The organism is Streptomyces sp. NPDC016640, from assembly GCF_043076215.1.
GTDB lineage: Bacteria > Actinomycetota > Actinomycetes > Streptomycetales > Streptomycetaceae > Streptomyces.
The window spans coordinates 106646-126952 of the sequence record NZ_JBIBRG010000018.1 but is presented as its reverse complement, the minus strand read 5'-3'; the positions used below and the strand labels follow the sequence as shown (position 1 = coordinate 126952).

The window sequence follows — 20307 nt, the reverse complement described above, 5'->3', positions numbered from 1 at the left end:
ACTGCCGGACCGCCCCCTGAGACGTGGCCCGGACCGGTTCGCGTCCGTGGCCACCAGGCGGTTAGGTTGCCCTCATGACCGACACGACTGCTCACAGCACCACCGGCGCAGTGGCCGCCGGCCTCGCCACCCTCGCCGCCGACGGCACCGTTCTCGACACCTGGTTCCCCGCGCCCGTACTGGCCGCCGACCCCGGCCCGTCCGGCACCGAGCGGCTGTCCGCCGAGCAGGCCGCGGAACTGCTGGGCGGCGGCGCGACCGCGGCGGTCGGTCCGGACGCCCGCCGGGGGGTCGAGGTCGTCGCGGTCCGCACGGTCATCTCCTCGCTGGACGAGAAGCCGATCGACGCGCACGACGTCTACCTGCGTCTCCACCTGCTCTCGCACCGCCTCGTCCAGCCGCACGGCCAGAACCTCGACGGCATCTTCGCCTTCCTCGCCAACGTCGCCTGGACCTCGCTCGGCCCGGTCGCCGTCGACGACCTCGAGAAGGTGCGGCTCAACGCCCGCGCCGAGGGCCTGCACCTGGCCGTGACGAGCGTCGACAAGTTCCCGCGCATGACGGACTACGTCGCCCCGAAGGGCGTGCGCATCGCCGACGCCGACCGGGTGCGGCTCGGCGCGCACCTCGCCGAGGGCACCACCGTCATGCACGAGGGCTTCGTCAACTTCAACGCCGGCACGCTCGGCACCTCGATGGTCGAGGGCCGCATCTCCGCCGGTGTGGTGATCGGCGACGGCTCGGACATCGGCGGCGGCGCCTCCACCATGGGCACCCTGTCCGGCGGCGGCAACGTGCGCATCAGCGTCGGCGAGCGCTGTCTGATCGGCGCCGAGGCGGGCGTCGGCATCGCCCTCGGCGACGAGTGCGTGGTCGAGGCCGGCCTGTACGTCACCGCCGGCACCCGGGTCACCATGCCCGACGGCCAGATCGTCAAGGCCCGCGAGCTGTCCGGCGCCTCGAACATCCTTTTCCGCCGCAACTCCGTCACGGGCACGGTCGAGGCCCGTCCGAACAACGCGGTCTGGGGCGGCCTGAACGAGGTCCTGCACAGCCACAACTGACCACGCCGTCACCCCCGTTCGCTCACGTACGGGTTATTCCCCGTGACTTGGGGGTCGTTTTGGCAGATGAACGGGTGGACACAGAGTCCGATCAGACGCCGGGACGACTGACGTACAGGAATGGGGACGGCGATGACGAACAAGTGGGTGTGGGGCGTGCTGCGCTACGGGGTCGGAGTGATGGGGGTGGTGGCCGTACTGATGCTGTGCGGGACGCTGACGGGTTCCGCCCACGCGGACGAGACCAACACCGACTCCCACAACGGTCACCGGTTCGGACTGCTCAACGTCAACACGGGGCAGATCGACGACCCGGCGGAGGACGTGCTGGAGCACTTCCTGCTGGTCGGGGACGGATACGTCTGGGAGTGAAGCAGCGCTGGTCCAGCGGGCCGGAAGCGCCTCGCGCGGTGACGCGCGAGCCGCTTCCGGCCCGCTTCTTTCCTGCCTCGGACGGTCGTCAGCCGGTCGTGGGCCGCCCTGGACCCGCCGGCCGTCTCGCGGTCGGGGGACCCCAGGAGCGGGCGGACCGGGCAGGCGGGAAGGGAGAGGGCGGTGACGGTGCCGGGCTCGAGGGGACCAGGCCGTCGCAGCCGTGCGTGACCAGGTGACCGGCCAGTTCCCGGGCGCCGTCGAGGACCAGGCGCCGGTGGGGGTGAAGGGGGTGATCATCGCGCACGGGGTGCGGCCGAGGGATGAGGTCATGGGGGTGGTGTCGGTCCGCGGCGTTGTGAAGGTCCACTTATGCGTGATGGCGGGTATCGGTAAGCGTTGCTTTATGGATAGGGGAGGTGGGCGAGGGTACCCGGAGGGCCCGACCGAAAGGAGGCGGAAGGCCGTGACCGAAACCATGGAACATCGGCGGGTCCGCGACGAGCACAGCGTGGGCGAACTCGTCGGGCAGGCCACCGAGCAGATCTCACGGCTCGCCCGGCAGGAGGTGGCCCTCGCCAAGGAGGAACTGACGGAGAAGGGCCGTCGTGCCGGGCGGGGCGGCGGGATGCTGGGTGCGGCGGGGGCGTTCGGCTACGCGGGGCTGCTCGCGCTGGCCGGAACGGGCGTCGCCGCGCTCGACCTGGTGCTGCCCCTGTGGGCGGCGGCGTTGATCATCACCGTGGTGCTGTTCGCCGTCGCGGGTCTGCTGGCCGTCGCCGGTCGTGGGCAGTTGCGTCGGGCCACGCCGCCCAAGCCCGAGCGGACGCTGGGCAGCGTCAGGGCCGATGTCGAGGAGATCAAGGGAAGGGCGCACCGATGACGCACGAGGTGGGGCGAGCGGGGGCCCATGGCGCCCACGTGGACGCGGACGCGGAGCGCGCCGCGGCGGGGCGGGGGGGCAAGGGGCCGGACGAGCTGCGCCGGGAGATCGAGCGGACGCGGCACGAACTCGGCGACACCGTGGCCGAGTTGGCGGGCAAGATGGACATCAAGGGGCGGGCGCGGGCGCGGGCCGACGACTTCCGGGACCGGGCCGGGGCGATGACCGTGCAGCTGCGCAGCAGTGCCGCGCACGCGGGAGAGGTCGGGATGCGGCGCCGGAAGCCGATTCTCGTCGCGTCCGCGGCGGCGGGAGCGGCCGTCGCCATGGGTGCCGTGATGGTGCGGCGAGGGCATCACCGTCACTGAGCCGCGTGCGGTGGTGTGCCCGCGACCCGGAGTCCGGTTCGCCGGAGTGCGCGGGCGCCCGGTGGCTTCCCCTTGACCTGAAGTGCGGTTGAGGCCGGAGGGTGGAACGGTCGTGTTCGCCCGAGAGCGGAGGAAGCCATGCGTACCACCCGGCAGCCCGATCCCGCCGATCCCCGGATCGGCGCGTCCCTCTTCAGTACCTGGCGGGTGGGGACCCCCGAACGGCAGGCGCAGACCGTCGAGGCGATCGGGCGGGCCTGGGAGCGGCGCGGCTGGCCCGCCCGCGAGCTGCTCGGATACCACGTCTACACCGGTGAGGACGGGGACACCCTGCTGCACTACTTGCAGTGGGCGAGTGAGGGGGCGTACGAGTCGTTCGTCAAGACGCACCGGCAGGAGCGGGTGGACGAGATCGACACCGCCGTGCCGGGAATCGAGCGGGTGGCGCTGCACCGGTACCGGCACCATCGCAGCGGGGTGCGTACGGACGGTCCCGTTCCCGGGTGCGTCGTGATCGTCGACGTGGAGTTCGAGGGAGCCGACGCCGAGCGGTCGCGGAGATGGGCCGACGCCGTGTTCGAGGCACTGGGGAGTGAGCCCGAGCCGCCTCCCGGAGGGATCTCCGCCCACTTCCACCTGGGGACCGACGGGACCCGGGTGCTCAACTACGCGGAATGGGAGAGCGCCGGGGCGCACGCCGACGCGCTGGCCGCGGCCGGGGACGGCATCGGGCCGGCGGCGTTCGCGTGGCGCCGGGTCCAGGAGTGGCCCGGGCTGAAGAGCAGCACCGTCCGCCGCTACGAGCACGCTCTCGGGCTGGTGCCCGACGGGGCCGGCCGATGACACCGGCCGGCCCCGGGCCCACCTGGAGCGGAACCCCGGTACCTGCGGGCGGAACCCCGGTACCGGCGGGCGGGAACCCCGGTACCTACGGGCGGAACCGCAGGACCTGCGGGTCGTGGTCGCTGATCTGGTCGTGGAACTCCGCGTTGATGTGCACGCTGTCGTAGCTCAGCCTGCCGGAGCGGCGGATGGAGGGGCTGACCAGGATCTGGTCCAGGGTCTGGCTGTTGCCCTGGTAGACGTAGGAGTAACGCTCCGGCGCCGGCAGGGACTTGACGGCCGACCAGAGGGTGCCGCGGCCCTCGAGGATGTCGGTGGTCCGCGAGAACTCGAAGTCGTTGATGTCGCCCAGGACCACGACGTCCGCGTTCTTCTGTGTCTTGAGGAGCTTCGCGGTGAAGTCGTGGACGGCCTCGGCCTGGAGGTGGCGCTGGACCTCCGAGGAGCGGGCCGGCGGCTGGTACTGCGAGGTCAGGCCCTGGTCGCCGCCCTTGGACGCGAAGTGGTTGGCGATCACGATGACCGTGCGGCCGCGGAAGACGAACTCGCCGGCCAGCGGCTTGCGGCTGTCCTCGAAGGCCGCGGAGGCGGGGGCGACGCGGCCGGGGGAGTGCGTCAGGGCCGCCTTGCCGCGGACCTTGGTGACGTCGACGGCCGTGGTGGCGTCGCCGCCCGCGCGGTCGGTGAAGTGGACCCGGGCGGGGTTGAAGAGGAAGACCTGGCGGATGTTGCCGCCGGGCTGGCCGCCGTCGGCCTTGTCGGCCGGGTCGATGGAACGCCAGTCGTAGCGGGGACCGCCGGCCGCCTCGATGGCGTCGACGAGCTTCGCCATCGTCGCGTCGGCGGCGACCGTGCCGTCGTCGGTGGCGCCGTTGTTGTCCTGGATCTCCTCCAGGGACACGATGTCGGGCGACTGCAGGTTGTTCACGATCGCGTCGGAGTGGGCGGCGAACGTGTCGTCGGAGGGGTCGAGGTTCTCGACGTTGTAGGTCGCGACCGCCAGTTCGGCGGTGCGCTGCTCGCGCGTCGTCTCGCGCTGCAGGTCCCCGGACTCCAGGGTGCCGAGCTCGTTGGCGACGAGGGTGTAGCCGCCGTACTGGTTGTAGTCCAGGGGGCCCGTGGTGGCGCCGGCGAGGGTGTCGCCGACGTTCGCGTCGGGGAAGTCGGCCGCCCCGCCCAGCGACTGGATCTGCAGGAGGCCGGTGTTCTGGGCTTCGTAGGAGCCGTAGACCGCGCCGCCCCGCTGGTTGCGGTGCTCACCGGGCTTCACCGTCACCCAGAGTTCGGTGTACGGGTCGGTGGCGCCCACCACACGGGTGTCGGCGACCCGGACGTTCATGCCCTCCAGGGACTCGTAGTGGTCCAGGGCGTAGGCGTCGGGCCGCAGCGGGAGGGCGTTGACCGACCCCCCGGCTCCGGCGCCGGACGGGGCGTAGGCGGCGGGGACGGACGCCGCGTCGATCGTGGTCGCGGCCGGGACCGGGTTGCCGCTGGAGACGACCGTGACGGTCGGGCGCGTGATCTGCGTCAGGGACTGGTTGCCGGAGGACGTACCGCCGGGCACGAACTCGGAGACCGTGCCGGACACCCGCACGGCGTCGCCGACCGCCACTCCCTTGGGGGTGGAGCCCGTGTGGACGAAGAGGCCCTCGCTGGTGGCCGGGGCGGCGTCCGGAGCGGAGTCCTGGATCCAGAAGCCGCGGGACGAGCCGTAGGTGCGGATGCCGGTGACTGTTCCGGCCACGTCGGCGACCTGCTCGCCGGCGTACGGCGACAGGCGGGTGTCGCCCTGGATGTCATGGATGCGCACGGTCCCGGCGTGCGCGGGCGAGGTGAGGACGACGACGGACGCCGCGGAACACACGGCGGCGACGGTGAGCGCGGCGAGACGAGCGGACGGCTTGCTGGGCAACGGGATCCCTCCGGGGACGTGGTCTGCGCCGGGAGGAGGACGAAGCGTGGGTCACTCCCGGTCTACGCGCGTCAATGTCCGTCCCGGCCGGACCGCTTGTCAAGGTTTCGGCCATGTACGGCCGCTGAAGGGGAGATGAAGCGGGCGCCATGGGTGGAAATCCGTCTAGGCTGAGCGGCTGAGTCGTAAGAGGCGCCCTAGGAGAATCACCCTATGTCAGACAGCTCCATCCTGCCGCCGGCGCGGCTGCACCCCGAAGCGGAGCTGGCGCGCGACGCCCTGTCCAGCCCGGTGCTGTCCCGGGCCGCCCGGCTCGCCCGCTGGGCGGGGCCGGAGACCCGGGTGGACGCCGGTGGCGGGCTCGTCGAGGAACAGGTGCCGGCCGCCGCCGGGGAACTCGGGCTGTCCGGGGAGGACGCCGCGGCCGACGCCGCCGAGGCCTGGCGGATCGCCGTCGACACCGGGCTCGTCGAGGTGACCGACGAGGAGGAGGGGACGGTCGCCGCGGGTGCCGATCTGACGCTGCTCACCGGAGGCGCGCCGCAGGACGTGCTCGGGGTGTGGCTCACCGCCCTGGAGACGGTGCTCGCCGACGCGAGCGTGCCCGACCTCGGAGGCCTCGTCGACGCCATCGCGGCGGAGGACGGCTCCGGCGGACTCGACCTCGACGCCCTGGACTGGCAGCCGGAGGCCGAGGCGGAGTTCCTCGACGCCGTGCTGGGCAACCTGTACCTGCTGACCGTCGGCGAGGAGGGCCCCGGCCGGACGATGGTGCCGCTGCCCGCGCTGGCCGCGTCGGTGGTCGTGCCCGGCGACATGGCCGAGCCCACCGACGACGTCCTCGAGCAGGTCTCCGACGCGATGATGCGGCTGGACGACCAGTTCCGCATGCTGGAGCCGGTGGGACTCGTGGAGTACCGGCCGGTCGACGAGGCGCTGATGACCGACGCCGACGAGGAGCCCGCGGCACCGGTGGACGACACCGACGTCTCCCGCTACGGCATGGTGCGGCTGACCCCGCTCGGGCTGTACGGACTGCGCGCCCGGCTGCTCGAGGCGGGGTTCGAGGCCCCGGCGGTCGGCGACCTCGCGGACAAGGGCGCCGACGCGCTGCTCGACGGCACGGCCGTCTTTCCGCCTGCGGCGGCCCACGCGGAGACCGAGCACTGGCTGTCCCGGCGCGAACCCCTGGACGCAGCACGGGAGTTGCTGGCGGCGGCGCGCGGGACGGACGAGGGCGCGCCGCTGCGGCGGCTGCGCTGCCAGCAGGCGCTGTCGCTGGTCGGCACCTCGGCGGAGCCCGCGCTGCGGGAGGTGCTCGACGACGCCGAACTCGGCGGACTGGCGCGGGTGTGGCTGGCCGAGCACGGGGCGGGCGACGTGCCGCCGCCGTCCGAGGCGATGATCTTCTGGCTGACCATCGACACGGTGGCCGCCCAGCTCGCGGCCGAGGGCAACTCCGAGGAACTGCGGTCCCTGGTGGAGGGACTGGCCAGCCAGCACAGCGGCTTCTTCGCCGCGGCCTGGCGGGTGGACCACCCGGCCACGGCGGACGTGCTGGAGGCGATGGGCCGTCTGCACCCGGACAAGAGGATCGCGAAGGAAGCACGGAAGGCGGCGTTCAAGGCACGGTCGCAGTCCCCGCACGGCGGCTGAGACGCCCCTGCGCGGCGGGCGGCCGGTGACCCGCGCGGTTCACACAAGTGGGAACCCCGGTGGTCCCGGAGTTCAACCGGCGTTCAGGGACGGGCGGGAGCGTGGCGGGCGTACGGGGTCCGCCACCCTCCACGGCCTGTCCACCGTCACAGGAGACACCATGTCGCTCACCCGCAGGGACTTCGCCAGAACCTCCGCGGTCGCCGGTGCCGGCATCGCGCTGGCGGGCAGTGTCGGCGCCCTCGCCTCCGCTCCCCACGCCCTCGCGTCCGCCGACACCGAGACCGCGGACGAGCCGTCCGGGAACGCGGCGGACCGGCACGGGGCCGGTTACGGGCCGCTCGTCGCGGACCCGGCCGGGATCCTCGCCCTGCCCGCGGGGTTCACCTACCGCGTCCTCACCCACACGGGCAGGACCCGGCTGGAGTCGGGTGAGTTCACGCCCGCCGAGCACGACGGCACGGCCGCCTTCCCCGGCCCGCGCGGCAGCACCCTGCTGGTCAACAACCACGAGATGGACGGACCGCGCGACGAGGCCGAGTTCCCGGTGCCGCTCACCGAGGGCCTGGTCTACGACCCGGCCGCACCCGGCGGCTGCACCGTCGTCGAGGTACGCCCCGACGGCGGCGTCGCCGAGTGGGTCGGCATCGCCGGCACCGCCAACAACTGCGCCGGCGGCAGCACCCCCTGGGGCACCTGGCTCACCTGCGAGGAGAACTCCGACCGGGCCGGCGAGAACGGCATGACCAAGGACCACGGCTACGTCTTCGAGGTCGACCCCGCGGACCGGCGCGCCAACCGCGACCCCAAGCCGCTGAAGTTCTTCGGCCGCTACGACCACGAGGCCGTCGTCATCGACACCAAGCGCGGCCACGCCTATCTCACCGAGGACGCCGACGAGCCCAACGGCCTGTTCTACCGCTGGACCCCGCCGGAGGGCTTCCGCTACGGCCCCGGCACCCTCCGCAAGCTCGCCGACGACGCCGGGGTCCTGCAGGCACCCAAGTGCTACGACTCCGGCGGCCGGTACGTCGACGACCTCTCCCGCGCCACCCGGACCGGCACGGTGTACGGCGTCGACTGGGTGGACGTGCCCGACCGGGACGCCAGGACCGTCGACGTGCGCGAGCAGTTCGGGCCCGGGGAGGTCACCCGCGCCCGCAAGCTGGAGGGCATGTGGTGGGCAGACGGCGGGGCGTACATCGTCGCCTCGTACGCCCGTGAGGAGAGCCCCGTCCAGCACGACGGCCAGGTCTGGTTCTACGATCCCAAGCGCCGCACCCTCACCCTGAAGGTCCTGCTCGGCGTCAACCGGGACCCGTCGAAGGACGGCGCCTTCGACGGCCCGGACAACATCACCGTCTCGCCGTACGGCGGTCTGGTCATCGCCGAGGACGGCGAGGGCGTGCAGCACCTGTTCGGCGCCACCGACAGCGGGCGCACCTACCCGATCGCCCGCAACGAACTGAACATCGGCACCGAGGAGGAGCCGGAGTTCAGCGAATTCACCGGCGTCACCTTCTCGCCCGACGGAAAGACCCTCTACGCCAACATCCAGGAACCGGGCATCATGCTCGCGATCACCGGCCCGTGGAAGCGGCAACGGCGCTGGGACAGCCGGTCGTTCGATCGGGCGGGCGACTCCCGGCCCGCGCATTCGTCGTGACGGCGGACATGCCGTTCACCCCTGTCCCAGGTGTGCGGACGGTGCGGCGGCCCGTTGAAGCCGGGGAGGTGCGGGCGCTTCCGCGGTGATCGGTGCTGCCCGGCGGGAACCGTCGGGCAGCGTGCCGGATCGAAGCGAGGGCCGCGGCCAGCGTGTCCGCGGCGCCGGGCGGGCCACGGCCCGTCGGCGCCGCGAACCGGCACACCTCCGGCGGCCTGCCGGACGCCGCCTTCCGGCCCGCCCCGCTGCTCGGGGCCGGCCCGCCCCGCCCGCCCGGGAGGCCCTGCGCTCGGTAGGGTACGGGCAGGGTTCCAGGGGCGAGGAGTGGCTGGTGGCGCAGGTCAGGTCCATGCGCGCGGATGCTCGCCGCAATCACGAGCGGTTGCTGCGGGCAGCGGTGGAGGTCTTCGCGGAGCAGGGCGAGGGCGCCTCGCTCGACGACATCGCCAAGCGGGCGGGGGTCGGCTCCGGCACGCTCTACCGGCACTTTCCGACACGGCACGCGCTGCTGGAGGCCGCCTGCGCCGACCGGATCGAGTCGATCGCGGCGCGCGCCGGTGAGCTGGGCGGCCTGCTGCCGCCCGGTGAGGCGCTGGTGGAGTGGCTGGACGAGCTGGGTGCCGGGATGATCCAGATCCGCGGACTGCGCGCGCTGCTGGGATCGGCCGTCGGGGACCGCGAGCCGGCGGGCGGCGGGACCGGCTGCTGTGATCCGCTGAAGCGGGCCGTGACGGGACTCGTCGACGCGGCGCGGGAGGCGGGGGTGCTGCGGCCAGACGTCGAGCCCGTCGATGTGCTGCGGCTGGCCCACGGGGTGGCCACGGCGTCGGAACTGGCGGGCGGGGAGGGCGCGCACCTCCGCCGGTATCTGGAGCTGGTGATGGCGGGACTGCGGGCGTAGGCCGGGCGCCCCCGGGGGCGCGGGGGCGCCTGACGGCTCGTACGCGTCGTTACAGCGCCTGCGCGGCCGGCTTCACCATCCCGCGCACCGTACGGGACTTCACGAAGTCGCCCATCGCGGTCATCTCCCACTCGCCGGAGAACTGGCGGATCAGCTTCGCCATCATCACGCCCGTCTGCGGTTCGGCGCTCGTGAGGTCGAAGCGGACCAGTTCCTCGCCGGAGGCGGCGTCCAGCAGACGGCAGTACGCCTTGGCGACCTCGGTGAACTTCTGGCCGGAGAAGGAGTTGACGGTGAAGACCAGGCCGGTCACCTCCATGGGGAGGCGGCCGAGGTCGACCGTGATCACCTCGTCGTCCCCGCCGCCCTCACCGGTGAGGTTGTCGCCGGAGTGGCGGACCGCACCGTTCACGATCTGCAGCTTGCCGAAGTAGCAGCTGTCGACGTGGTTGCGCTGCGGGCCGTAGGCGATCACCGAGGCGTCCAGGTCGATGTCCTTGCCGCGGTAGGCCGGCTCCCAGCCGAGGCCCATCTTGACCTGGGAGAGCAGCGGACGGCCGCCCTTCATCAGGGAGACGGTCTGGTTCTTCTGGAGGCTGACCCGGCCCTTGTCGAGGTTGATCTTCCCGGTGCCGGGGGCGGCGGCGGGCGGCGGCGGGGGCGCGGCGGGCGCGGGGGGTGCCTGCGGGGTGGCCGCCGGCGGGGCGGGCGGGGCCGCCGCGGGCTGCACGGCGGCCGGGGGAGGCGTGGCCGGCCGGGCGGGGGCGGCCGGCTCCTCGACGGTGACGCCGAAGTCGGTGGCGATGCCGGCCAGGCCGTCGGCGTAACCCTGGCCGACGGCGCGGACCTTCCAGACGCCGCCCCGCAGGTAGATCTCGACGATCACCAGGGCGGTCTCGTCGCCGAGGCGCGGGGGTGTGAAAGTGGCCAGGACCGCGTTGTCGTCCGCGCCGCGGATGGTGGCGGTGGGCTCGATGCCCTGGAAGGTCTGGCCGGCGGCGTCGGGGCTCGCGGTGACGACGATCTTCTCGATGCCGGGCGGGACGGCCGCGGTGTCGACCGTGATGGCGTCGGGGGCGGTGCCGCCGCCGGAGCGGTAGGTCACGCCGGGGCCGCCGGGCTGGTTGTAGAAGATGAAGTCGTCGTCGGAGCGCACCTTGCCGTCGGCGGTGAGCAGCAGGCCCGATACGTCCAGCCGCACGGGGGCGGAGACGTCCACCGTCACTCGGGCGGTGGGGAGGGGGATGTTCGAGCCGGGGGTCATAGCGGTCATGCCGGGTCAACGAGCGGAGGCGTTTTACCGTTCCCTTACCTGTGCTCCGATCGGGCCGGGCGGCCGGGTGGTGGAGCCGCCGGGTGGTGTGTCCGCCGGACGGTGTGGCTCCGCCGCCCCCTCCGTCCCGGTCCCGGGGCGCTGCCCCCGGACCCCGCGAACGCCGGAGGGGCTGAAACCAGCCGCTCCGGCGTCCGGGGGTGGGGGGATGCGGGGTGGGTGTTACGGGACCACGACGATCTTCCGGCCCACGCCCGCCGCGAACTGCTCCAGGGCCTGCGGGTACTGGTCCAGCGGGATGCGGTCGCTGATGAAGACGTCCGGGTCCAGGACGCCGTTCGCGAAGAGTTCCGCCGCACGCTCGTAGCTGTGCAGGACGGCCATCGATCCCGTGATCGTGATCTCCTGGTTGTAGATCCGGTACGGGTCGATGCTCACGCGGGTCGCGTAGTCGGCGACGCCGAACTGGAGGAACGTGCCGGCCTTGGCCACGCGGTCCAGGCCGTCCTGGATCGCCGCCGCGTTGCCGGTCGCGTCGATGACGAGGTCCCAGCCCTGCGGGCGGTCCAGCTCGTCCGGGCTCGCGGCCGAACCGGAGACGCCGAGCTTGCGGGCGGTCTCCAGACGCGTCGGGTTCAGGTCCACCATGTCCACGCTCGCCGCGCCGGTGCGCTTGGCCAGCTCCAGCATCATCAGGCCCATGGTGCCGGAGCCGTAGATCAGGACATGGGCGCCGAGGCGGGACTGCAGCACGTCGTAGCCGCGCACCGCGCAGGAGAGGGGCTCGATCAGGGCCGCGTCCTGGGTGCGGACGTGCTCGGGCAGCTTGACGCAGTTGGCCACCGGGGCCACCGCGTACTGGGCGGCGCCGCCGGGCTCGGTGACACCGATCGCCGCCCAGCGCTCGCAGAGGTTGTTGTGGCCGTTGCGGCAGTAGCGGCACTCGTAGCAGTACAGGGAGGGGTCCACCGCGACCCGGTCGCCGACCGAGACCTCGGTGACCTGGCTGCCGACGCCGACCACCTCGCCCGCGAACTCGTGCCCCGGGACGATCGGCAGTTTGGGGGCGAACTCGCCCTGCAGGATGTGCAGATCGGTGCCGCACAGCCCACAGGCCGCGACCTCGACGACGACGTCGCGCGGCCCTGGGGTCGGGTCCGGGACCTCGGCGACGACGGCCTTGCCCACGGACTCGATGACGGCGGCCTTCATTTCACGGCTCCCAACGACAGGCCCTGGACCAGTTTGTCCTGGGCGGCGAACCCCGCGGCGAGCACCGGCAGGGAGATGACGAGCGACGCGGCGCACACCTTGGCCAGGAACAGGCCCTGGCTGGTGATGAAGCCGGTCAGGAAGACGGGAGCGGTCTCGGCCACCACGCCCGTCAGCACCCGGGCGAACAGCAGTTCGTTCCAGCTGAAGATGAAGCAGATGAGGGAGGTGGCGGCGATGCCGGGGAGCGCGATGGGCGCGACGACCCGGGTCAGGATGGTCGGCAGCTTCGCGCCGTCCACCCGCGCCGCCTCGATGATCGCGACCGGGACCTCGGCGAGGAAGGACTGCATCATCCACACCGCGATCGGCAGGTTCATCGAGGTGTAGAGGATGACCAGCAGCCAGATGTTGTCCAGCATGCCGGTGTTCTTGGCGAACAGGTAGATCGGCAGCAAGCCCGCCACCACCGGCAGCATCTTGGTGGAGAGGAAGAAGAACAGGACGTCCGTCCACTTCTTCACCGGGCGGATGGACAGGGCGTAGGCCGCGGGGAGGGCGAGCAGCAGGACCAGCAGCGTCGAGACGACGGACGCCACCAGCGAGTTGATCAGGGACGGCCAGGGGCTCGCGCCGCCGTCCGCGCCGAAGAACTCGCGGTAGCCGTCGAGGGTGAGGGCGGCCGCGAAGGACGGCGGGTTGGTGGCCGCGTCCGCCTCGGAGTGGAAGGACGTCAGGGTCATCCAGGCGATGGGCAGGAAGAACACGATGCCGGCCAGCCAGGCGACCAGGCCGAGGCCCGCTCCGCTCCGGAACCGGCCGCTGGTGCGTACGGCGACGTTGCTCATGCGCGGGACGCCTCCTCACGGAACAGGGACGACACCACGCGCAGGGCGAGGGTCGCGATGACGAGCGAGCCGATGACGACCAGGACGCCGGCCGCCGAGGCGAGGCCGTTCTCGTGAGCCTGGTAGAAGGTCTGGTAGACGGTGTAGGGCAGGTTCGCGGTGCCCAGGCCACCGGACGTGATCGTGAAGACCGCGTCGAAGTTCTGCACGATGTAGATCGAGCCGAGCAGGGCGCCCAGTTCGAGGTAGCGGCGCAGGTGGGGCAGGGTCAGGTAGCGGAAGATCTGCCAGTTGCTCGCCCCGTCCACCCGGGCGGCCTCCATCTGCTGCTGGTCCCTGCTCTGCAGGCCGGCCAGCAGGATCAGCATCATGAAGGGGGTCCACTGCCACACCAGCGCCGCCTCGACGGCGAGCAGCGGGGTGTCGGAGATCCAGTCGGGCTGGGGGCCGCCCACGTAGTGCAGCAGACCGTTGAGCAGACCGTACTCGGGGTTGTAGAGGACGTGCTTCCACAGCAGCGCCGCCGCCACCGGGACCACCAGGAACGGGGCGATGAGCAGGGTGCGCACAAGACCCCGGCCGCGGAACTTGCGGTCCAGCAGGAGGGCGAGGAGCAGACCGAGGACGAGGCTGGCCAGCACGACCGCCACCGTCAGCAGGATCGTCGTCCACACCGACTTGCGCAGGGCCTCGTCGGTGAGGACCTCCTGGTAGTTGCCGAGGCCGGCGAACTCCCGGGCGTCGGGGTAGAGGGCGTTCCAGTCGAAGAAGGAGATCACCAGGGTCGCCACGAAGGGGAGCTGGGTGACCGCGATCATGAAGATCAGGGCGGGCAGGAGCGGGGCCCGGGTGGCCCAGGCGCGCAGCCGCGGGGAGGGCCGGCGAGGGGCCGGCCGTGTCTCTGGTGCGGCCACGGGGGCCGTTGTCGTGGCGGTCATCGTCCCTCGTACTCCTCGGCGATCTCTTCTGCCAGCTGCTGGGACTTCTTCAGGGCCGCGTCGACGGACTGGCGTCCGGCGATGGCCGCGCTGATCTCCTGGGAGACCTTCAGGCCGAGGTCGGTGAACTCGGGGATGCCGACGAACTGGATGCCGGGCGCGGGGCGCGGCTGCACGCCGGGGTCGTCGGGCCTGGCCTGCTCGATGGCTTCCTTGGTCATCTCCTGGAACGCGGCGGCCTCGGCACGGTAGTCCGGGTTGGCGTAGGTGGAGGCGCGCTTGCCGGCCGGGACGTTGGACCAGCCGAACTCGTCCCCGACCAGCTGCTCGTACTCCTTGCTGGAGGCCCAGGAGACGAACTTCCAGGCGTTGTCGGGGTTGCGGGAGGCGTCCTGGATGCCCCAGGCCCAGGTGTAGAGCCAGCCGGAGGACTCCGTCTTCTCGACCGGCGCCGGGGCGTAGCCGAGCTTGCCCTTCACGGGGGACTTGTCCGCCTCCAGGGCGCCGGCCGCGGAGGTGGCGTCGTACCACATGGCGACCTTGCTCTGGGTCATGTTGTTCAGGCACTCGGCGAAGCCGGCCTGGGGGGCGCCGGCCTCACCGTGCTCGCGGACCAGGCCGACGTAGAACTCCACCGCCTCTTTCCACTCGGGGGAGTCGAGGCGGGCCTTCCAGTCCTTGTCGAACCAGGTGCCGCCGAAGGTGTTGACCACGGTGGTCAGCGGGGCCATGACCTCGCCCCAGCCGGGCAGGCCGCGCAGGCAGATGCCCTTCATGCCCGGTTCGGCGCCGTCGAGCTCGGCGGCGAGGTCGGCCACCTGCTGCCAGGTGGGCTTCTCGGGCATGGTCAGGCCCTCCTTCTCGAAGATGTCCTTGCGGTACATCAGGAAGGAGGACTCGCCGTAGAAGGGCTGGCCGTAGAGCTTGCCGTCGTCGCCGGTGAGGGACTGGCGCATCGGCTTCAGGACGTCCTGCTCGTCGTAGGCGGCGTCCTTGCCCACGTAGGAGTCCATCTCGTGCAGCCAGCCGTTGCGGGCGTAGATGGGGATCTCGTAGTTGGAGAGGGTGGCCACGTCGTACTGGCCGGCCTGGTTGGCGAAGTCCTGGCTGATCTTGTCGCGGACGTCGTTCTCCGGCAGCACGGTGAAGTTCACCTTGATGCCGGTGTCCTTGGTGAAGTGGTCCGCGGTCAGCTTCTGCAACTCGACCATCTGCGGGTTGTTGACCATCAGGACGTTGATGGAGTCACCGCCGGATCCGGCCCCGCCGGCTCCGACCCAGCAGCCGGAGAGCAGCGGGGCGAGTAGCGTCCCTGCGGCGACCGCGGCGAGTGTGGCTCGCGGCGGCCTCCGTCGGCTCTGGGTTCGCATGGATCGCTCCTGGACATTTAGAGGGGGGATACAAGGGGAGATACGGGACGCCACCTGGTGTGGTGGGCCCGTCAAGGGTGGAACGGTGTGCTGAGGTGGTTCAGACCCGGATGACCTGCGGCCCGAGCAGGGAGTAGCGATGGGCCTCGGCCGCCGGGAGCAGCGTGCTCGTGACGATCGCCTCCAGTGCGCCGATCTCGGCGAACCGGCAGAAGCTGACCGCTCCGAACTTGGTGTGGACCCCGGCGAACACCACCCGGCGGGCGGCCCGGACGGCCTGTGCCTTGACCTCGCTGACCGCGGGGTCGGGCGTGGTCAGACCGTGTTCGCGGGAGATCCCGTTGGCGCCGATGAACGCCAGGTCGATCACGAAGCCGGAGAGCATCTTCGTCGTCCAGTGGTCGACGGTGGCGAGGGTCCCGGAACGGACCCGGCCGCCGAGCAGCAGGACGGACACGGTGCCGGTCTCCGCGAGCGCGCCCGCGACCGGCAGGGAGGCGGTGACCACGGTGAGCGGCCGGTCGGTGGGCAGGGCCTCGGCGATGAGCTGCGGGGTGAAGCCCTCGTCGACGAAGACCGTCTCGGCGTCCCCGAGCAGTTCGGCCGCGGCGGCCGCGACCCTGCGCTTCTCGGGCACGTGGCTGGTGGCGCGGAAGGCGAGTGTCGTCTCGAAGCCGGCGCTCTCCACGGGGTAGGCGCCGCCATGGGTGCGGCGTACCAGGCCGTGGTCCTCCAGGGCGCGCAGATCCCGTCGCACGGTCTCCTTGGCCACGCCCAGTTCGGCGGCGAGCGCGGTGACGTCGACCGAGCCGGTGGCCCGCGCCGCCAGCACGATCTCCCGCTGGCGCTCTTCGGCCGTCCTGTTGCTCATGGCCGAACACCTGCTTCCTGATCTCACTGCCCGTTCGGGCCCGATGGGGCCCATGCAGGAAGTTCTACAGCGGGCGACCGGCGCTGACCAGGCCTGTTGCGCGCCCGTTCCTGCCCGGTTGTGTCCGTTCGGCCCGGGGTGTGACCGGCTCGGACCTGGGCGGGGACCGATGCGGGCGTGGGAGCGGGCAGCCCGGATGCCCGAATGGCCGGGCGGACGGGCCCGTTCGGTGCCCGTCCGCCCTCGCAAACGTTTATTTCGCGCCGACAGGACGCGTGGGGAGGCCGTCAGTACGGCCAGATGGGCGGGTCGGTGAGGAAGTGACCGCCCAGGCAGGCGTGCGCCGGGTCGTCCGGGTCGAGTTCGCCCTGCTCGGCGATCAGCTTCTCGGCGTACGGCTCGGAGTCGTCCTGCGGGTCGTAGCCGAGGGCGCGTGCGGAGGTCAGGTCCCACCACAGCCGGGTGTTGGCGGAGGAACCGTGGACGACGGTGTGGCCCACGTCCTCGGCGGTCAGGGCCGCGTGGAAGAGGCGGGCGCCGTCGGCGGGGCTCATCCACACCGAGAGCATGCGCACGCTGGTCGGCTCGGGGAAGCAGGAGCCGATGCGCACGGAGACGGTCTCCAGGCCGTGCTTGTCCCAGTAGAGCTGGGCGAGGTCCTCGCCGAAGCACTTGGACAGCCCGTAGAAGGTGTCCGGACGGCGCGGGGTGTCGACGGGGATGAGGGGGTCGTCGCCCCGCGGGCGCGGGGTGTAGCCGACGGCGTGGTTGGAGGAGGCGAAGACGACGCGTCCGACGCCCTCCTCGCGGGCGGCCTCGTACAGGTTGTACGTGCCCTCGATGTTGGCCCTGAGGATCTTCTCGAAGGGGGCTTCCAGGGAGATGCCCGCGAGGTGGATGATCGCGTCGACGCCGCGGACCGCCTCGCGCACGGCCTCCTCGTCGGCGAGGTCCGCGACGACCGCGTCCGGTTCGCCGTCGATCGGGCGCAGGTCGAACAGGCGCAGTGCGTAGCCGTAGTCCGGGAGCAGGCCCCGCATCAGGGTGCCGAGGCCGCCGGCGGCGCCGGTGAGCAGAACGGTGCGGGGAGCGGGCATCCTCGGGTCTCCTTGCATCGTCGGCCATGTCGCCCGTACATATGTGCGCACGACATTCATATGCGTGGAAACGCTAAGGAGAGGGAGTGTGGCCCGTCAAGTGTGCCGCGGCTTCCGGGGGAACGGGAAAATCCGCTGGTGTGTGACGGGATCGGTCCTTGACCGCCACCCCTGGGGCGCCTTAGCGTGAACATGTTCAAGGATCGGGGCGTCAATCAGGAATGTGGACCAGGGAGGGCCTGTGACGTCAGCCCCTCCCACCGCCCGGCTCGGCGTTCCCGGCGGGTCGCTGTTCCTCCCGGTCACCGCCTACGGGCCCGGCTGCCGCGCGATCGGCGTCCCTCTCCGTTCGTCGGCGGTGCTCCGCTCCGCCCCCGGGACCGCCCCCGGGACCGCCCTCGCCCGTACCGCCTTCCGCACCGGCGGCGACGCCACCGCGCACCGGCTGGTCGACAACCTCCGCCGGCCGTGCGCCGAACCGCGCACCAGGGGCGGCGGTCGCGCCGTCTCCCCCGTCGAGGCGGCCGTACGGCTGCGCGGGCCGGCCGTGGGGGAAGGGCGGCCCGCGCAGCCGTACGGGGACCATGTCGGGCAGCTCGCCCGGGTGGTCGAGCGGGGATCCGCACTGATCGAGGAGGACCGGTGAAGACGTCGGCATTCGTCTACCCCTGGGACGTCAACGGGGACCCGGAGGCCCCCGCGCGGATCGCCGCGCTCGGCACCGCGCAGGTGACGCTCGCCTCCGCCTACCACTCCACGCGCGCGCTGACCCCCCGCCACCCGCGCCACCGCATCGTCACCGCCGAGTACGCGGCCGTGCTCTACCCGCCGGACGGCCGCTGGGCGGGCCGCACCCCGCGCCCGTACCCGGCCGGCGACTGGGCGCCCGGCGACGCCTTCGGCGAGGCCGCCGCCGCGCTCACGGACGCGGGTCTCGAGGTGCACACCTGGGTGGTCCTCGCGCACAACTCCCGCCTGGGCGCCGACCATCCGGAGACCTCGGTGGTCAACGCCTACGGCGACCGCTACCCCTGGGCGCCGTGCGTCGCACAGCCCGCCACCCGCGCCTACCTGACCGATCTGGCCGCCGAGGCCGCCGTACGGCCCGGGGCGCGCGGCACCGAACTGGAATCCCTCGGCTGGTACGGGCTGGCCCATCTGCACGCCCACGACAAGACGGCCGGGGTCGGGCTCGGGGACGCCGGGCAGTACCTGATGTCCCTGTGCTTCTGCCCGGCCTGCCGCGACGGCTACGGCACCCAGGGGCTGGACCCCGGTGAACTGGCCGCCGCCGTACGGGCCGCACTGGAACCGGTGTGGAAGGGCGCCCCCTGCGACGGCGGCTGGGCGGGCGTCGGGGGACTCCTCGGCGAGACGACGGCGAACGCCACGCGCGCCTGGCGCGACCTCACCGCCCGCACGCTGCAGGAGGCGGCCGTCACCGCCGTGCGCGAGGCCGCGCCCGAGGACTTCCAGGTGCTGCTGCACGCGGACCCGGTGTCCTACCACTGCGGCGCCAACGCCGGCGTCGACCCCGCCCACATCCTCTCCGTCGCCGACGGCGTGGTCGTGCCCTGCACCGGGGGCGCCGGATCGCTGACGCCGTTCGCGCGGGAGGCCCGGGAGGGCGCCGTACTCGCCGCCAACCTCACGGTCGTCTCCGGCATGGGCGGCAGCCCCGGCACCCTCGCTGCGGACGCGGCCGCGGCCCGCCGGCTCGGCGCCACCGAACTGCGCCTGTATCACGCCGGGTTGGCGTCGGACGGGGACCTGGAGGCGGTGCGCTCGGCGCTCGCCGGGCTGTGAAGCAGGGCCGCCGCCGCACCGCGACGGCCAGGACGGCGATGCCGTACGCCGCGAAGCGCCGTGGCCGCGAGGCCGCCCGATCCGCTGAGGTCCTTGACCCCCACGCCGGAGGCCGGCCGCAGCGCGGAGGTGCCGAGGCCCGAGACCACCACCCCGGTGAGACGGAGTCCGGCGTTGCGGTCCCGCACCACGCGCACCACGGGCCGGGCGGCGCGGCCGGTCCGGTCGGTCTTCTCGGTCGTCGTACCCGGCCGTCGTGGCTCTGAGGACCGCCCCCGCGGATCGGGCACCTGCCCCGGCCGGGGGACGGACGGGCGATGAGTTCCGCGGCCGGGACCGGTCTGCCTGCCGGGAGCACCGCCCCGGACCGGACTACGGAAGGCAGACCGATGACCGACGCCACCACCCCCGACCTCGGACCGCAGACGAGGATCGTGGCGCGCCTCGCCGAGCGCGTCACCGACGAGCAGCTGACGGGCGCGACGCCCTGCCCGGACTACGCGGTGCGCAACCTGCTGGGCCATCTCGCCGGACTGGCCGTCGCCTTCCGTGACGCCGGGCGCAAGGACCTCGGGGCCACCACCGACACCAGCCCGGACTCCGCCGTGCCGGACATCGGCCCCGGCTGGCGCGCGGAGCTGCCCGAGGTGCTCGGCGAACTCGCCGGCGCGTGGCGCGACCCGGCCGCCTGGACCGGCACGACCCGGGCCGGGGGCGTGGACCTGCCCGGCGCGGTCGCCGGGGCCGTCGCCGTCGACGAGCTGGTCGTCCACGGCTGGGACCTGGCCCGCGCGACCGGCCAGGACTACGCGCCCGACCCCGCCGCGCTCCGCATGGCGTACGACCTCCTCACCGCGTCGGCCGAGGAACCCGGGAACAGTCTCTTCGGCCCGGTCGTCCCCGTCCCGCCGGACGCGCCGCTCCTCGACCGCGTGGTCGGTCTGAGCGGCCGCGAGCCGGGCTGGACCCGGCCCGCCTGAGCCCGGCGCGGCACCGGCGCGGGAGCGCTGCGCGAGCCCGCCCCGGCCGACGCGCCGCCCCGCCCCGGGGACCTGCCGCAGGGGCGGGGTGCCGGGGCGTACGGGCCGACGCGGCCCCGGAAGGCCGCGCGCACGGCGGGTGGGGCGACGCCAAGTTCTCCGTTCTCCTGCCGGAAGCATTGACGAAACCCCGGGCCGCTCCTACGGTCATCGCGTCGTACTTCGTACGTCATATATGAGACGCGAT

Annotated in this window: 19 protein-coding genes and 1 pseudogene; 11 read left to right on the top strand and 9 right to left on the bottom strand. The window is 72.7% G+C overall.

Features of this window, described 5'->3' with window-relative positions; translation table 11 throughout:
* Window positions 1-74: 74 nt before the first annotated feature.
* From dapD to ACF07S_RS29955, 5 genes are all read left to right on the top strand, one after another.
* Window positions 75-1064 carry a 2,3,4,5-tetrahydropyridine-2,6-dicarboxylate N-succinyltransferase gene (gene dapD / locus ACF07S_RS29975; protein ID WP_391966564.1) on the top strand — a complete coding sequence of 330 codons (990 nt, stop codon included), beginning with the start codon at window positions 75-77 and terminating at the stop codon, window positions 1062-1064.
* Window positions 1065-1196: 132 nt separating this feature from the next.
* Window positions 1197-1436, top strand: coding sequence for a hypothetical protein (locus ACF07S_RS29970; protein WP_391966563.1), 240 nt, complete (start codon window positions 1197-1199; stop codon window positions 1434-1436).
* Between the two features lie 478 nt (window positions 1437-1914).
* Window positions 1915-2319: a phage holin family protein gene (locus ACF07S_RS29965; protein WP_391966596.1), complete on the top strand. Its 405-nt coding sequence runs from the start codon at window positions 1915-1917 to the stop codon at window positions 2317-2319.
* A complete protein-coding gene (locus ACF07S_RS29960) occupies window positions 2316-2687 on the top strand; it encodes a DUF3618 domain-containing protein (protein WP_391975619.1) in 372 nt (123 codons plus the stop codon). Before ACF07S_RS29965 ends, ACF07S_RS29960 begins: the two co-directional genes overlap by 4 nt.
* 138 nt (window positions 2688-2825) lie before the next feature.
* Window positions 2826-3530, top strand: coding sequence for an antibiotic biosynthesis monooxygenase (locus ACF07S_RS29955; protein ID WP_391975618.1), 705 nt, complete (start codon window positions 2826-2828; stop codon window positions 3528-3530).
* An 85-nt stretch (window positions 3531-3615) separates the two neighbouring features.
* On the opposite strand, the gene ACF07S_RS29950 is transcribed toward ACF07S_RS29955, so the two are convergent.
* Complete coding sequence (locus tag ACF07S_RS29950; RefSeq protein WP_391966560.1) at window positions 3616-5442, bottom strand: endonuclease/exonuclease/phosphatase family protein; 1827 nt, start codon at window positions 5440-5442, stop codon at window positions 3616-3618.
* Window positions 5443-5655: 213 nt separating this feature from the next.
* Here ACF07S_RS29950 and ACF07S_RS29945 point away from each other — a divergent pair, with 213 nt between their 5' ends.
* The 3 genes from ACF07S_RS29945 to ACF07S_RS29935 all read left to right on the top strand — a co-directional run bounded on the left by ACF07S_RS29945 (window position 5656) and on the right by ACF07S_RS29935 (window position 9665).
* Window positions 5656-7098 (top strand): hypothetical protein, encoded by a 1443-nt coding sequence (locus tag ACF07S_RS29945; protein ID WP_391966559.1) that lies wholly within the window; start codon window positions 5656-5658, stop codon window positions 7096-7098.
* Between the two features lie 160 nt (window positions 7099-7258).
* Window positions 7259-8764, top strand: coding sequence for an alkaline phosphatase PhoX (locus ACF07S_RS29940; protein ID WP_391975617.1), 1506 nt, complete (start codon window positions 7259-7261; stop codon window positions 8762-8764).
* A 331-nt stretch (window positions 8765-9095) separates the two neighbouring features.
* A complete protein-coding gene (locus tag ACF07S_RS29935; RefSeq protein WP_391975616.1) occupies window positions 9096-9665 on the top strand; it encodes a TetR/AcrR family transcriptional regulator in 570 nt (189 codons plus the stop codon).
* Between the two features lie 49 nt (window positions 9666-9714).
* Here the strand turns inward: ACF07S_RS29935 and ACF07S_RS29930 are convergent, their stop codons facing one another.
* The 7 genes from ACF07S_RS29930 to ACF07S_RS29900 all read right to left on the bottom strand — a co-directional run bounded on the left by ACF07S_RS29930 (window position 9715) and on the right by ACF07S_RS29900 (window position 17274).
* Window positions 9715-10929 (bottom strand): TerD family protein, encoded by a 1215-nt coding sequence (locus ACF07S_RS29930; RefSeq protein ID WP_391975632.1) that lies wholly within the window; start codon window positions 10927-10929, stop codon window positions 9715-9717.
* Between the two features lie 231 nt (window positions 10930-11160).
* Window positions 11161-12150 (bottom strand): zinc-dependent alcohol dehydrogenase family protein, encoded by a 990-nt coding sequence (locus ACF07S_RS29925; RefSeq protein ID WP_391966556.1) that lies wholly within the window; start codon window positions 12148-12150, stop codon window positions 11161-11163.
* Complete coding sequence (locus ACF07S_RS29920; protein WP_391966555.1) at window positions 12147-12998, bottom strand: carbohydrate ABC transporter permease; 852 nt, start codon at window positions 12996-12998, stop codon at window positions 12147-12149. Before ACF07S_RS29920 ends, ACF07S_RS29925 begins: the two co-directional genes overlap by 4 nt.
* Complete coding sequence (locus tag ACF07S_RS29915; protein ID WP_391966554.1) at window positions 12995-13936, bottom strand: carbohydrate ABC transporter permease; 942 nt, start codon at window positions 13934-13936, stop codon at window positions 12995-12997. Before ACF07S_RS29915 ends, ACF07S_RS29920 begins: the two co-directional genes overlap by 4 nt.
* Window positions 13933-15306, bottom strand: a complete 1374-nt coding sequence (locus tag ACF07S_RS29910) for a sugar ABC transporter substrate-binding protein (RefSeq protein ID WP_356337495.1) — start codon at window positions 15304-15306, stop codon at window positions 13933-13935. Before ACF07S_RS29910 ends, ACF07S_RS29915 begins: the two co-directional genes overlap by 4 nt.
* Window positions 15307-15406: 100 nt before the next feature.
* Window positions 15407-16177 (bottom strand): DeoR/GlpR family DNA-binding transcription regulator, encoded by a 771-nt coding sequence (locus ACF07S_RS29905; protein ID WP_391966553.1) that lies wholly within the window; start codon window positions 16175-16177, stop codon window positions 15407-15409.
* Between the two features lie 287 nt (window positions 16178-16464).
* Window positions 16465-17274 (bottom strand): NAD-dependent epimerase/dehydratase family protein, encoded by an 810-nt coding sequence (locus tag ACF07S_RS29900; protein WP_391966552.1) that lies wholly within the window; start codon window positions 17272-17274, stop codon window positions 16465-16467.
* A gap of 241 nt (window positions 17275-17515) precedes the next feature.
* On the opposite strand from ACF07S_RS29900, the gene ACF07S_RS29895 reads away from it, so the two are divergent.
* Window positions 17516-17920 carry a hypothetical protein gene (locus tag ACF07S_RS29895; protein ID WP_391975615.1) on the top strand — a complete coding sequence of 135 codons (405 nt, stop codon included), beginning with the start codon at window positions 17516-17518 and terminating at the stop codon, window positions 17918-17920.
* Window positions 17917-19080 (top strand): hypothetical protein, encoded by a 1164-nt coding sequence (locus ACF07S_RS29890; RefSeq protein WP_391975614.1) that lies wholly within the window; start codon window positions 17917-17919, stop codon window positions 19078-19080. Before ACF07S_RS29895 ends, ACF07S_RS29890 begins: the two co-directional genes overlap by 4 nt.
* Before the next feature lie 53 nt (window positions 19081-19133).
* Here the strand turns inward: ACF07S_RS29890 and ACF07S_RS29885 are convergent.
* A pseudogene (locus ACF07S_RS29885) lies at window positions 19134-19280 on the bottom strand (MFS transporter); the annotation flags it as partial.
* A gap of 189 nt (window positions 19281-19469) precedes the next feature.
* On the opposite strand from ACF07S_RS29885, the gene ACF07S_RS29880 reads away from it, so the two are divergent.
* Window positions 19470-20060 carry a TIGR03086 family metal-binding protein gene (locus tag ACF07S_RS29880; RefSeq protein ID WP_391966549.1) on the top strand — a complete coding sequence of 197 codons (591 nt, stop codon included), beginning with the start codon at window positions 19470-19472 and terminating at the stop codon, window positions 20058-20060.
* Window positions 20061-20307: the final 247 nt, after the last annotated feature.

Excerpts from the sequence above, each read along its gene's own strand:
- dapD (WP_391966564.1), top strand. The coding sequence starts at position 75 with ATGACCGACACGACTGCTCACAGCACCACCGGCGCAGTGGCCGCCGGC.
- ACF07S_RS29970 (WP_391966563.1), top strand. The coding sequence starts at position 1,197 with ATGACGAACAAGTGGGTGTGGGGCGTGCTGCGCTACGGGGTCGGAGTG.
- ACF07S_RS29965 (WP_391966596.1), top strand. The coding sequence starts at position 1,915 with ATGGAACATCGGCGGGTCCGCGACGAGCACAGCGTGGGCGAACTCGTC.
- ACF07S_RS29960 (WP_391975619.1), top strand. The coding sequence starts at position 2,316 with ATGACGCACGAGGTGGGGCGAGCGGGGGCCCATGGCGCCCACGTGGAC.
- ACF07S_RS29955 (WP_391975618.1), top strand. The coding sequence starts at position 2,826 with ATGCGTACCACCCGGCAGCCCGATCCCGCCGATCCCCGGATCGGCGCG.
- ACF07S_RS29945 (WP_391966559.1), top strand. The coding sequence starts at position 5,656 with ATGTCAGACAGCTCCATCCTGCCGCCGGCGCGGCTGCACCCCGAAGCG.
- ACF07S_RS29940 (WP_391975617.1), top strand. The coding sequence starts at position 7,259 with ATGTCGCTCACCCGCAGGGACTTCGCCAGAACCTCCGCGGTCGCCGGT.
- ACF07S_RS29930 (WP_391975632.1), bottom strand. The coding sequence starts at position 10,929 with ATGACCCCCGGCTCGAACATCCCCCTCCCCACCGCCCGAGTGACGGTG.
- ACF07S_RS29925 (WP_391966556.1), bottom strand. The coding sequence starts at position 12,150 with ATGAAGGCCGCCGTCATCGAGTCCGTGGGCAAGGCCGTCGTCGCCGAG.
- ACF07S_RS29920 (WP_391966555.1), bottom strand. The coding sequence starts at position 12,998 with ATGAGCAACGTCGCCGTACGCACCAGCGGCCGGTTCCGGAGCGGAGCG.
- ACF07S_RS29915 (WP_391966554.1), bottom strand. The coding sequence starts at position 13,936 with ATGACCGCCACGACAACGGCCCCCGTGGCCGCACCAGAGACACGGCCG.
- ACF07S_RS29910 (WP_356337495.1), bottom strand. The coding sequence starts at position 15,306 with ATGCGAACCCAGAGCCGACGGAGGCCGCCGCGAGCCACACTCGCCGCG.
- ACF07S_RS29905 (WP_391966553.1), bottom strand. The coding sequence starts at position 16,177 with ATGAGCAACAGGACGGCCGAAGAGCGCCAGCGGGAGATCGTGCTGGCG.
- ACF07S_RS29900 (WP_391966552.1), bottom strand. The coding sequence starts at position 17,274 with ATGCCCGCTCCCCGCACCGTTCTGCTCACCGGCGCCGCCGGCGGCCTC.
- ACF07S_RS29880 (WP_391966549.1), top strand. The coding sequence starts at position 19,470 with ATGACCGACGCCACCACCCCCGACCTCGGACCGCAGACGAGGATCGTG.